Raw genomic sequence first — 13137 nt, 5'->3', positions numbered from 1 at the left:
ACATACCGTTATGAAAATATTCCTACCTTGTTATAGAGTAAAAACGTAAACTTGTCTGCCGGATAGGTCATACTAAATAATAACGAAATACTATTTCCGTTATTGGAACATAACTGTTTTCTATGCACATACATATACCTTACAGGAGTTGTTTTCTTTTCTGTGTTTTCTGGGTTTTGCTGTTAGGTTTAAATCAGAAAGCACAGGCTACCCACATCCGGGCCGGGGAGATTATTGCTAAATCTATGGCCGATTCGCTGGGCGATCCGTTTATGTATCGGTTCAAGCTGATAACCTTTACCGATTTTGCCCAAACCAACGCCGATAACCCCACGGCTACCATGTTTTTTGGCACCGGCGACAAGCAAACCGTTGATAGACACCAACGTACGACGGTAAGGTCTGATACCTACCGGAGCGTATATTATTTTTACTATAAATTTCCGGGGCCAGGTTCTTATACCGTAACCTACACCGAGGTAAACCGCGCCATTCGGGTAATGAATATTGGTAACTCCGAAAACCAAAGTGAGCTTTTACGCACTACCATTACCATCGACCCGTTTATCGGGCAAAATACCTCGCCCGAATTAAAAGTCGCGCCCCTCGATTATGCTTCCTGCAACCAACCTTTTGTACACAACCCCGGTGCGTATGACCGCGATGGTGATAAACTGGTATTTCGTTTTATTACGCCGCAGCGCAATACTACCGGCGACGCGGATAATCCGGTAGCCGGTCCGGTAGCCGATTACCGCGTGCTGAACGATCCTTCGTTTGGGTGTTCGGCTGCGCCAAATGGCGGGCCCTCTACTTTAAGCATCGATCCCAATACCGGCCAGATTACCTGGAACTCGCCCTGCCAGCAGGGCGATTACAACGTGGCTTTTATTGTGGAAGAATACCGCGGCGGCCGGAAAATAGGCGAGACTTTGCGGGATATGCAGATTCGGGTCCGTTGCGGACAAAACAAGCGGCCCGTTTTGAAGGTACCGCGCGACACCTGTGTGATTGCCGGCACCCGCGCCACTGGGGTAGTAAGTGCGTCGGACCCTGATAACCATCCTTTAACCCTGGAAGCTTTCAGCGGTATTTTGCCTCCTGCCACTTTTACCGTTAGAGGCAACACCGGTACTTTTATCTGGAATACTGTTTGTGCCAACGTGCAAGCCGAACCATACCAGGTAGTATTTAAAGTAACCGATAACCCCGGCGGCACTGAACTGCCTTTAACCGATTTGCAGCCCTGGAACATCCGGGTAATAGGTCCGGCTCCGGAGAATTTTAAAGTAACGCCGGTGGGACGAAATATTACTTTAAACTGGAATTCGTATACTTGCCAGAATGCCTCTAAAATATATATATACCGCCGCGAAGGTAATTCTAACTTTGTGCCGGGGCCTTGCGAAACCGGGGTGCCTGCTTCGGCTGGATTTACCAAAATTGCCGAGGTTAATGCCAATGCAACTACCTATACCGATAATGGCGGTGCAACCGGCTTAAAGCGTGGCGTAAATTACTGCTATGTTATCTATGCCGTGTTCCCGGCGCCGAAAGGCGGGGAGAGTATAGCTACTTTGCCGGTATGTACCATGCTGGAAAATAATATGCCGATACTTACCCACGTAACGGTAGAAACCACTGACCCCACTAATGGTAGTATTTTAGTAAAATGGGTAAAACCAGTTGAAGGCCTGCAAAACCTGGTAGCGCCGTTGCAATACCGCTTGTTGCGGGCAGCCGGTGGCAGCACTAATTTTACCGAAGTTTTCCGCTCTAATAATATTGACGACACCAGTTTTCTGGATAAAAATATTAGCACCTCGGCGGGTGCCGGCGATGTAAAATGGATTTATAAACTAGAGTTTTACCACAATGCTGGCGGATCGCCCGAAATGGTAGATACGGCCATTACAGCCACCAGTGTGCAGCTTAAAGCCACCACCCAAACTTCAACGGTTTCGCTTGCCTGGACGTATACGGTGCCCTGGGATAACAGCCGCCGGCCGCATTATATTTACCGCAAATTAGGTAACGGTGCTTACGAACTGATTGACAGTGTGCGGGCCACTACTACCCGCGGTGAGTACGTAGACCGCGGTACCTATAAAAATACGCCGCTGAAACAAGGGGTGCAATATTGCTACTACGTTACCACCAATGGTACTTATGGTAATCCGCGTTTGCCGGATCCGCTGCTGAATAAAAGCCAGGAGTTTTGTGTGGTTCTGCGCGATACCATACCACCTTGCCCACCCACTCTTAGCATAAACCCGCTGGATTGTGATGCCTTCGCGAAAAACCCGACGGGGCCACCTTACCAGAATGTGTTAACCTGGGTACCCGATACCAGTCCGGCTTGTGCGCAGGATATTAAATATTACACCGTTTATTTCCGGGCGCAGGATAACGAAGAAGCCGAGTTTGATTCTATCAGCTTTACGCCAAATAATATTAATACCTTTACCCATAACAACCTGGAGTCGTTTGCGGGTTGTTATATGGTAACGGCTACCGACTCGACCGGTAATGAAAGCAATCCCAGCAATATTGTTTGTAAAGACAACTGCTTCTTCTTCCAGTTACCTAATATTTTTACGCCGAACAACGACGGTAAAAACGATACTTTCCAGCCAGATCCGCGCTCGCAGTTTATCCGGTCTATTAAGTTTACGGTGTTTAACCGTTGGGGCGAAAAAGTGTACGAAGGGGCCGATGACCCGCGTATTAACTGGAAAGGGGTAAATAGCGCCGGTAAACAAGTGGCCGATGGTGTTTATTATTACCTCGCCGAAGTAGAGTTTATAACCGCTAACCCGCAGAACGCGAAGAAGACTTATAAAGGCTGGGTAGAGATAGTGCGATAGCGCCAGCAAATTATAAATGCAAAAAGGTTTAAGAAAGCCGGTTCTGTTCAGGACCGGTTTTTTATTTGTTCTTATTGGGTAATATCCATTAATTTGTTTCGGAGTTGCGGGTGTTGGAGCCATTATCCTGCAGATACCAAATTAACCCGATCAAATTTGATTCTGATCGTACTGCTAACTTTACTAAAGCATAAACTATGAAAGCATATATTTTCCCCGGACAAGGTTCTCAGTTTCCGGGCATGGGCCAGGAATTATTTCTGCAGCACCCGGAAGCCAAAAAACTTTTTGAATCAGCCAATGAAATATTAGGGTTTTCTTTAACCGACATTATGTTTGCCGGTACCGAAGTAGACCTGAAGCAAACCAGCGTAACCCAACCTGCTATTTTTGTGCACTCGGTGGCGCAGGCGGCTGTTTTGTCCGATTTTAAACCCGATATGGTTGCGGGACATTCGTTAGGCGAATTTTCGGCGCTGGTAGCTAATAAAGTTTTGCGTTTTGAAGACGCTTTGCAATTGGTATCTAAAAGAGCCCAGGCCATGCAGGCGGCCTGCGAAAAAGAGCCTTCTACTATGGCGGCGGTGCTGGGGTTGGATGACGAAACGGTAGCCCGGATATGCGCCGAAATTACCGACGAAGTAGTGGTGCCTGCTAATTATAATTGTCCGGGGCAGTTGGTAATCTCGGGAAGCATTAAAGGCGTGGAAATTGCCTGCGAAAAACTAAAAGCGGCTGGCGCCAAGCGGGCCCTGGTTTTGCCGGTAGGCGGCGCGTTTCACTCGCCGCTGATGCAACCCGCCGAGGAAGAACTGGCTAAAGCTATTCATGCCACTACCTTTGGCACGGCTATTTGCCCGGTTTACCAAAATGTAGATGCCCGGCCTTATACCGATCCGGAGAAAATTAAAGAGAATCTTATAAAGCAACTTACCGCACCGGTTCGTTGGACCCAAACCATTCAGAATATGATACAGGGCGGCGCTACAGAATTTGTAGAATGCGGACCGGGGAAAGTATTGCAGGGCTTGGTTAAAAAAATAAACAAAGAGGCAGAAGTAAGCAGCGCCGGTGCTTAATTTACGGGGTCTTTTTATTTCCTATTTCAGGCTTTGTTTCAGGTTTGTTTAGTAAATAGAATACTTCAAAATAGCTTTCCCTTATCAGATAAAGGAAAGCTATTTTTTTTCATAAATCAGTACAGGCAAGTTATCCGGGCAATCTTTTAATAAATCCTGGTTGGTTTTACGGAAAACCGGATGAATAAATAATGGCGCTAACTCAGTTAAAGGCATGAGCGCAAAGCGCCTGTCCTGTAAACGTGGATGCGGAATCATCAACTCGGGTAAGTTTAATATGAGGTGGTTGTAGTATAAGATATCAATATCAATTACCCGGGCCCCCCATTTAATTATACGTTCCCGGCCTAACTCTTTTTCAATCAAATTTATTTGGGTTAACAGTTCTTCGGGGGGTAACGCAGTAGAAATTTGCAATAATTGGTTTAAAAAAGCCGGTTGCTCTTCCAGGCCCCAGGCAGCCGTTTCGTAAATTTTTGACTGCTGGGTAACCAGACCTACCCGGCTTGCCAGAGCAGTAGTAGCGGTATTTAAAAAATATTCCCGGTTGCCCTGGTTGCTGCCGAGTAATAAATACGTAACCGCCATTCAATATGCGCTAAAAAAAGAAATAGTCCGGTCGGCGGCAATTTGGGCCGCTGCTGGCAAACTATGGCCGGTATAAGGATGCGCACCACCAAAACTGTGGTTCGCTTCCGGAATTATTTCCAACTCGGCATCGGGTTTGTTTTCTTTTAAATCATAAGCCATTTGCAGGGGCAAGGTTTCGTCGTGGTTGCCATGAATTAATAATAATGGCTGCGTCATTTGCCGGGCGGCTGCCGGAATATCCAGTTTGTGTTTGTTGGCCAGGAAATCTTCTACGAGTTGGTAGTACATGGGCATTTGTCTCTTGGTGCGCGCATTCTCCACGTGTAGCACCCCTTTTTGCTTCCATTCGGCTAACGTGTGCGGTGGCCAGCGGTTTTCCAGGTCGCTGATGGCAGCCCAGGTAGCGACGGCTTTTATGCGTTCATCCTGGGCCGCGGCCAGAATGGCCAAGCCACCGCCCCGGCTGTGCCCAATCAGAAACAAACGGTTTAAATCAATCTCGGCTTGGGGTAGGGCGCTACTGCCCAGGAATAGTGTATCTACCAAAGCTTTTACATCGGCTAATTCTATCGAGAAATTATTGTTCGCAAAAGCTTCCAGGTCCAGCACATCGTCTTCGGTAAGGGTACTACCATTATGCGATAAATTTAACTTAATAAATACAAAGCATTGTTGGGCAAAATAATCGGCTAGCAAGTTAAAGTGTCCCCATTCTTTAAACCCTTTAAAACCATGTACAAAAATAACTACGGGTTTGGGTTGGTTGTCCGGGAGCAGGCGGGCATCGGCCCGGGTGGCCCGGCCATGCGGCGGGGTAATTACAAAATCGAGGCGGGTAGGGGCAGACATTGGGTTTAAATTTTGTAGCTACAGGTTAAAGATTCAGCCTAAATATACCATCGGGTTGTGTTTTAAGTTACCGTTGCATCTTCAGGATAAAGCCGGTTCTCTAAAAAGAAACAAGATAGCCGGCAAATATAAATATTCTGGAGCACCTTTTACGTAGCTGCCGGGAGGGCCCGGCGTACTTTAAACTTTAGTCCTAAAAAACTGTTTGGATTCGAGGCGTCTACCTAGTAATATTGTGGCCCACATGCGCGTAACCTTAAAAGATATCCAGGCTCCTATTGTAACCGAAATGACCGAATTTGAAAAAAAATTCCGGAGTTCGATGCAATCACGGGTTTTACTGCTGGATAAAATAATGGGTTACATTGTAAAACGGAAGGGCAAGCAAATGCGGCCCATGTTTGTTTTTTTTTCGGCCAAACTCTTTGGTAAGGGCATAACGGAAGCTACGTACCGCGGTGCGGCTTTAATTGAATTGCTGCACACGGCCACCCTGGTACACGACGATGTGGTAGACGATGCCAATTACCGCCGCGGATTTTTCTCGGTAAATGCCCTCTGGAAAAACAAAATTGCCGTTTTGGTAGGGGATTACTTGCTCTCAAAGGGTTTGCTTTTGTCGTTGCAGAATGATGATTTTGACCTGCTTAAAATTGTATCGAACGCAGTAAAAGAGATGAGTGAAGGCGAGTTACTGCAGATTGAAAAAGCCCGCCGGCTAGATATTACCGAAGACGTTTATTTTGATATTATTCGCCAGAAAACGGCATCTCTAATTGCTTCATGCTGCGCGGTGGGAGCCTCTTCGTCCGGGGCCAATGCCGAAACCATTGAAAAAGCCCGGCTATTCGGTGAAAAAGTGGGCATTGCTTTTCAGATTAAAGACGATTTGTTTGATTATGGTACCGCCGAAATTGGTAAACCGGTGGGCATTGATATCAAAGAAAAAAAGATGACGTTGCCGCTGATTTATGCTTTGCAGCAGGCCGATTGGTTGACGAAGCGTCAGATGATTTACCATGTTAAAAACAACAATGGTAAAAACGAAGTAGTGGCCAAAGTTATCCAATTTGTGCGGCAATCCGGCGGTTTGGAATACGCCATTAACCAAATGAATAAATACGCCGAAGAAGCTTTGCAGATTTTACGCTCTTTCCAGCCGTCGCCGTCCCGCACCTCGCTCGAACAGCTCATTTCCTATACCATCGAGCGGGAAAAATAAAATTTCGCTCCGGGTATTATAAACCCTTTGGTAACGAGATCGTCTGCCCACCACTAACCGGCGAGGTCTTTTGCCCTTCTTTATTCTAACCTGCTACTATTTGCGTTTGCCCAATATTAATTCTCCTGGTGCAGGAACCTGTTAAGCCATTATTCATTCTGGAAACTAGCATGTCAGGACTGTTACCTATCGCAGAGATATTCACCATGACCTTGGGACCAGAATTATACACCACAATACAGAACCTCCGCAGTAGTATTTAAATTTATCCATTTTGCTGAAAATATAGTATTATATAAGTAAACCTTTCTGTTCCGCCTTAGCTTAGCAGCTAACATAAAGCTGCGAATAGACAGGGTAAAATATATTAACCCTTAAATTTTAATATTATGAGCAATCTAGAATCAAAGTCCATTCTGATTACCGGCGCAGCTATGGGGCTGGGACTGGCAGCAGCCAAGGTTTGTGCCGGACAAGGCGCAAAACTTACCCTGGCAGATTATAATGAACAAGCACTGGAAGATGCCAGACAGGATTTAATGAATCAGTTTCCGCAAGCAAATATTATTACGGTAGTTGCGGATGCTTCTAAAGAAGACGAGGTAAAGAAATATGTGGATGAAGCCGTGAAGGCTTTCGGACGTATAGATGGCTTTTACAACAATGCCGGCATTGAAGGCAAACAGGCCTCCTTAACCGAGTACGATATTGCCATTTTTAAACGCGTGATTGATATTAACCTGATGGGGGTGTTTTATGGCATGCGCTATGTTATTCCGGTAATGCAAGCGCAAAAATACGGACGCATCGTAAATGTGGCCTCGGAGGGGGCATCAGGGGCGTGCTTAACCAAACACCCTATGTAGCCAGCAAACACGCTGTTTCCGGAATGACCAAAAACGCGGCCCTTGAATTTGGCCGGCACGGTATTATCACCAATGCCATTGCGCCGGGCGCTATTCTTACACCAATGGTAGCAGAAGCTTTTAGGGAGGTAAACCCGGAAGAACCTAAAAAAGCCGAGACCGAATACGCTCGAAACAATCCTACGAAGCGCTTAGGCCTTCCCGAAGAAGTAGCCAAGGTTGTTGCCTTCCTGTTAAGCGAAGATTGCAGCTATGTAAACGGGCAAACCATTGCAATTGACGGTGGAGAATCAAACAGTTACGGCATCGTTTGATATAAGCTATTTTCTATTGTTAAACAAAAGTTCTTCTAATCTGTGGTAGTGACCTTTCGGGTTTTTAGGAGCCTACGCAACTAATTGGTTTTACCGGTTTAGGCAACGATTACTGGGGTGGTTTTTCAGCGAGAGAACCAAGTAAAGAAACTTATAAGGTGGATGCAGGTACACTTACGTTACTTATAGCGGATAAAAAAACCGGTGAAATATTATTACAGGGTTTTGCTTCCGGTTTAAAGGAAGGAGGTGCGATTGTAAAGGATAAAGTTAAAATTCAGCAAGCTACTTCATCTATTTTTAAGGAGTTTGGGAACAGCCCGATAGATAAGGTTAATGAATAAACTTCCTTTTCCTGAAAAGCAGGTGGCAATTCGGGAGAGGGTTGTGGTGCGCTGTGGGTACGGCGTTCAGTCTAAGCTGCTTAGCCGTAACGCCAGCCCACAGGTAACATTTTCAGGGACAAATAAATGCTTATGCTTACCACCCAGCTACACTCATTTTTGGTTGTAATTACGGCTAATTATATCCTAGCCTTTTTAAGTTGTTTTTACGTTGGTAACAGCTAAACCCGTTATGCATCAAGTTTAAATAGGAAAACTGAACAGTTTTTTATTGGCTTAATTCTTGTTTTTTGTTACAATCAAGCAGTTCTGCTGCCGATTATACAAGTACAATGCAAACGCAAGGCGGCTATATAGCGTTTTTTTAATGGTTGATCAGGATGACTGAGGAAAAATAGATGTTACTTTTTGGGGTATATTGTCCTTTTTTAGCTGAGTATTGTTACATAAGTTTATGATACGAAAACAGCTAAAACAGCAGTACCTACACAATGCATTTTTTGGAAGTAATATTTATTAAAAAAGTAGTATCCCTTATTATGATTTTCCTGGTTGGTTTTACTACGCAAATCAAGGAAAAGAATACCAAGGTTATAGAACCCTTCTCGCTGGCTAAATTTAGAGATAATGTGAAAGTGGCGGAGGAGAGATGCGTCTTAGTTGAAAACCCTAATTGATTCTGTCTTTTCCAGCTTATGTTTTATATGCCGAATTATTCCTGCAATAATTTAGCTATAGTTTTTTCAAAATCCTGTACAAATGCTTCGTAATATTTGCCGGTACCCGGACCCGAAAACCCGGTATGAATTTTCCGGACATCGCCTTTCTTATCAATGATGATAGTGGTTGGGAAAGCCAGCACGTGATTGAGCATAGGTAACGTTTTGGCCGCAGCCTCTTTATCGCGGGTGCCGGCTACCAGCAATGGATATTCAATAGAAAACCGGGTTTTTAGTTTCTCTAAACGCTTTTTGGCTTTCTCAAATTCCGGGCTTTGTTCGTAAGCCAGACCAATTATTTCTAAGCCTTTGTCTTTGTTTTCTTTGTAAAAAGGAGCCAGGTAAGCGGTTTCGTCCATGCAGTTGGGGCACCAGGAACCCATTAATTGCACCACCACCACTTTGCCGCGGAACTGCGGGTCGGATAAAGAAACTTTATTGCCGTTTAAATCCGGGAAAGTAAAAGCTAATTTGGCATAGCCGGGCTTCAGGTAGGTTAGGGTGTCGGCGGCAGGTAGTACGGCATTATCGTTGCGGGTGGCCGTCCAGGTGCTCCGGCCGGTTTTACCCGAAAAGAATTTGCCTTTTAGTTTGCCATCGTTGTCTGGTTCGGCCTTAAATAAATAGGCATGGTACCCATCAAACGTAGATAAACGCAATTCATCGCCGTTTACTTCACCATCGAGGTAGCGATAATCGCCGGTAGGACTCAGGAAAGTGCCGGATAAATGATTGCCTTGCTGGTTAAACACGCCAATGGCTTTTTCTTCGGTGCCGTCGTTGTGGTTAAATAATACTTCCCAATTACCGGTATAATTTTGGGTAGCCTTAGCAGGGTTGCGCGAGAAGCGGTCATCCTGGACGTGTTTAGCGCTAAACGCCACTTCGTAAGGTTCTTCCAGGTTGTACCGGATCCATTTGCCTTTCATGCCGTCTTCCTGGTCGTTAATGTGGGCTTTCAGGTCGGCATCAAAAATATGCAAGGGTATTTTTACCGAGTCGCCGGCAATGGTAATTTCGTCCAATAATATTCTCTCGGTACCGTTTACCAGGTAAGCCACCGTTTTACCCGCCGAATCCTGGGCTACTTCCAGCAAAAAAGGTACTTCCTGGTTCGATATGGTCAGGATGCCGCGCCAGGTACCTGACTTTAAAGTTTTATTTTTTGGCCGGCAAGCATTTAGGGAAAGCACCATAGAACCGATAATTAAACCAAAAAATATATAATTAAATAAATGTTTCATGTTAAAGTAAAGAATCGTTACTCGTCCCCTTTCGGAACAAAAACCGGTAGCAAAAGTAAAAAGAATACCCCTTTGTTCTAAATAAATATCTGCCGGAGCGGTAGACATTAAATTTAGCCCAAATTGTAAATTATACGTAAAACCAGGTTACCAATAGCAAAAGAAATATTATGTGCCCCAATCCAACTCCCAATCCGATAGAACCAGATAAAATAACCAACGCCGATGAGAGCAAAGAACTGCCCGGCAATAATTCCGAAATGCAGCCTCCACGGCAAACAGATGAACTGGATACCCATTACGAAGGCGTGCGGGAAGCGGGCAATGTAGCGGCCGAAGACGAAAAGGAAACTGATAAGCTGGATGGCAGTAATGCCAATAACCTGCGTACCAAGTAGCAGCAGCAATTCGTTTTATAAAAGCAGTGGTTATTTGTTTTAATTTTAAATAATAAAATAGGATTACATTAAATAGCACTTTTATATCAGGTTATATATATTTGCGCAAATTTAAATGGGCTTGTCCCGGCGTGTTTTCCGGTTGGCAGTTAGCCCGATATTGACAAACCTTCAAAACCAATTATTATGGCATTTGATATAGACATGATTAAGGCGGTGTATGCCGGCTTAGGCGAGCGCATAGCCGCTGCCCGTGCGGCGGTAGGCCGTCCGCTTACCCAAACTGAAAAAATTCTTTACGCACATTTATATGAAGGCAAAGCTACCCAGGCTTTTGATCGCGGTAAGTCTTACGTAGATTTTGCGCCGGACCGGGTAGCCATGCAGGACGCTACGGCCCAGATGGCCTTGTTGCAGTTTATGCAGGCCGGTAAGCCGCAGGTTTCGGTTCCGTCTACGGTACATTGCGATCACTTAATTCAGGCCCGTGATGGCGCCAACGAAGATTTAGAAGTGGCTGTTACCGAAAACAAAGAGGTTTATGATTTCCTGGCTTCGGTTTCGAACAAATACGGCATTGGCTTCTGGAAACCAGGTGCCGGTATTATTCACCAGGTAGTGCTGGAAAATTACGCCTTTCCGGGCGGCATGATGATTGGTACCGACTCGCATACACCTAATGCCGGTGGTTTGGGTATGATTGCCATTGGAGTAGGGGGGGCCGATGCCGTGGACGTAATGGCCGGTATGGCCTGGGAGTTAAAGTTTCCGAAAGTGATCGGGGTTAAGTTAACCGGCCGCATGAGTGGCTGGACTTCACCGAAAGACGTAATTTTGAAAGTAGCCGGTATTTTAACCGTAAAAGGAGGAACCGGTGCTATCGTAGAATATTTTGGCGAGGGTGCCAACAGTTTGTCTTGTACCGGTAAAGCCACCATATGTAACATGGGCGCCGAGATTGGTGCTACCACTTCGGTATTTGCTTATGATGGCAAAATGCGTGACTACCTGGTAGGAACCGAGCGGGCTGAAATTGCCGATTTAGCTGACCAGGTAGCGGAGCACCTGCGGGCCGACGATGAGGTTTATGCCAATCCGGCTGCTTTCTACGATCAATTAATCGAAATTAATTTAACAGAACTGGAGCCGCACGTAAACGGTCCGTTTACCCCGGATGCGGCCTGGCCGATTTCTCAATTTGCCGCTGCGGTTAAAGAACACGATTGGCCGGCTAAGTTAGAAGTAGGTTTAATTGGCTCGTGTACCAACTCTTCTTACGAAGATATTACCCGCGCCGCTTCTATTGCTCACCAGGCCATTGAAAAAGGCTTAGCGGTTAATGCGGAATTTACCGTAACCCCGGGTTCGGAACTGGTGCGCTACACCGTGCAGCGCGATGGCCTCTTAGATACTTTTGCCGAAATGGGCGGCGTGGTATTGGCTAATGCCTGCGGACCGTGTATTGGTCAATGGGCCCGTCATACGGATGATCCGAAGCGTAAAAATTCTATTATTACTTCTTTTAACCGGAACTTCGCTAAGCGGAACGATGGTAACCCAAATACCCACGCTTTTGTGGCTTCGCCCGAAATTGTAACCGCTTTTGCGATTGCCGGTGACTTAACATTTAATCCTTTAACCGATACCCTGGTAAATAAGAATGGCGAGGCTGTAAAACTGGATGAACCCAGAGGCGTGGAATTGCCGGTGAATGGTTTTGCCGTAGAAGATGCCGGTTATGTAGCACCTGCCCAAGATGGCAGCCACGTAGAAGTAATTGTGGATCCGCAATCGGATCGTTTGCAATTATTGGATCCGTTCCAGCCCTGGAACGGCAACGATTTGCAAGGCTTACGCCTGCTGATTAAAGCCCAGGGTAAATGTACCACCGACCATATTTCGATGGCAGGCCCTTGGCTGAAATACCGCGGTCACCTGGATAATATTTCGAATAACATGCTGATTGGCGCCATTAATGCTTTTAACGGTGAAGCTAACAGTGTTAAGAACCATACGGTACAAGGCACGCCTTACCAGGAAGTACCAACCGTAGCCCGGGCCTACAAAGCAGCCGGCGTTGGTTCTATCGTAGTCGGCGACGAAAACTATGGCGAAGGTTCATCGCGTGAACATGCGGCCATGGAACCCCGTCATTTGGGAGTTAGAGTAGTGCTGGTGAAATCTTTTGCCCGTATTCACGAAACCAACCTGAAAAAACAAGGTATGCTGGCCTTAACGTTTGCTAATAAAGCGGATTACGACGAGGTTCAGGAGAACGACTTTATTGATGTAATTGGTCTGACCTCATTTACTCCAGGCAAACCATTGCAGGTGGTATTGCACCATGCCGATGGCAGCACCCATACCTTTGAAGCCAACCATACCTACAACGAAGGACAAATTGCCTGGTTTAAGGCTGGTTCTGCGTTAAATCTTATTCGGTTGCAAGGAGCAGGCAAAGCCAGCGAAGGTTTTGTGCAGCAAGGTTAATGCAATAGAATATTAACTTATAAAAAAAGCCCTCCGCAAGAGGGCTTTTTTATTGGTAAAAGTTTCAATTATCGTTCTGGGTGGCCTTAGGCTGATGCTTTTGTTTTTCTGAAGTAATGTAAATCCGGAAATTATATAAGTAAGGTGCCGGCAA

At 45.8% G+C, this 13137-nt stretch carries 9 protein-coding genes and 1 pseudogene; 7 read left to right on the top strand and 3 right to left on the bottom strand.

All coding sequences use genetic code 11. The features are described from left to right. Positions 1-122: 122 nt before the first annotated feature. Positions 123-2867 carry a T9SS type B sorting domain-containing protein gene (locus tag AAE02nite_RS08200; RefSeq protein WP_146896876.1) on the top strand — a complete coding sequence of 915 codons (2745 nt, stop codon included), beginning with the start codon at positions 123-125 and terminating at the stop codon, positions 2865-2867. 197 nt (positions 2868-3064) lie between these two features. After that, on the top strand, positions 3065-3946 hold the full coding sequence (fabD, locus tag AAE02nite_RS08195) for an ACP S-malonyltransferase (RefSeq protein WP_146896873.1): 882 nt from the start codon (positions 3065-3067) through the stop codon (positions 3944-3946). A 99-nt stretch (positions 3947-4045) separates the two neighbouring features. On the opposite strand, the gene folK is transcribed toward fabD, so the two are convergent. Both folK and AAE02nite_RS08185 read right to left on the bottom strand, forming a co-directional pair. Beyond that, on the bottom strand, positions 4046-4534 hold the full coding sequence (folK, locus tag AAE02nite_RS08190; protein WP_146896870.1) for a 2-amino-4-hydroxy-6-hydroxymethyldihydropteridine diphosphokinase: 489 nt from the start codon (positions 4532-4534) through the stop codon (positions 4046-4048). Then, positions 4535-5386 carry an alpha/beta hydrolase family protein gene (locus AAE02nite_RS08185; RefSeq protein ID WP_146896865.1) on the bottom strand — a complete coding sequence of 284 codons (852 nt, stop codon included), beginning with the start codon at positions 5384-5386 and terminating at the stop codon, positions 4535-4537. Positions 5387-5630: 244 nt separating this feature from the next. On the opposite strand from AAE02nite_RS08185, the gene AAE02nite_RS08180 reads away from it, so the two are divergent. The 3 genes and pseudogenes from AAE02nite_RS08180 to AAE02nite_RS08170 all read left to right on the top strand — a co-directional run bounded on the left by AAE02nite_RS08180 (position 5631) and on the right by AAE02nite_RS08170 (position 8132). Then, the gene (locus tag AAE02nite_RS08180; RefSeq protein ID WP_146897134.1) at positions 5631-6608 is read left to right on the top strand and encodes a polyprenyl synthetase family protein; all 978 of its coding nucleotides are present in this window, start codon (positions 5631-5633) and stop codon (positions 6606-6608) included. 389 nt (positions 6609-6997) lie between these two features. Next, positions 6998-7788, top strand: a pseudogene (locus AAE02nite_RS27010) (SDR family oxidoreductase). A gap of 158 nt (positions 7789-7946) precedes the next feature. Further along, the gene (locus tag AAE02nite_RS08170) at positions 7947-8132 is read left to right on the top strand and encodes a DUF4136 domain-containing protein (RefSeq protein WP_146896862.1); all 186 of its coding nucleotides are present in this window, start codon (positions 7947-7949) and stop codon (positions 8130-8132) included. Positions 8133-8844: 712 nt separating this feature from the next. Here the strand turns inward: AAE02nite_RS08170 and AAE02nite_RS08165 are convergent. Continuing rightward, positions 8845-10095: a peroxiredoxin family protein gene (locus AAE02nite_RS08165; protein WP_146896860.1), complete on the bottom strand. Its 1251-nt coding sequence runs from the start codon at positions 10093-10095 to the stop codon at positions 8845-8847. A 170-nt stretch (positions 10096-10265) separates the two neighbouring features. Between AAE02nite_RS08165 and AAE02nite_RS08160 the strand changes: the two genes are divergently transcribed. Both AAE02nite_RS08160 and AAE02nite_RS08155 read left to right on the top strand, forming a co-directional pair. Further along, positions 10266-10493: a hypothetical protein gene (locus tag AAE02nite_RS08160; protein WP_146896857.1), complete on the top strand. Its 228-nt coding sequence runs from the start codon at positions 10266-10268 to the stop codon at positions 10491-10493. A 186-nt stretch (positions 10494-10679) separates the two neighbouring features. Continuing rightward, positions 10680-12983 carry an aconitate hydratase gene (locus tag AAE02nite_RS08155; RefSeq protein ID WP_146896853.1) on the top strand — a complete coding sequence of 768 codons (2304 nt, stop codon included), beginning with the start codon at positions 10680-10682 and terminating at the stop codon, positions 12981-12983. The last annotated feature ends 154 nt before the right edge of the window (positions 12984-13137 follow it).

The organism is Adhaeribacter aerolatus, from assembly GCF_007991635.1.
GTDB classification, from domain to species: Bacteria; Bacteroidota; Bacteroidia; order Cytophagales; family Hymenobacteraceae; genus Adhaeribacter; species Adhaeribacter aerolatus.
This window is presented reverse-complemented; position numbering and strand designations above follow the sequence as displayed.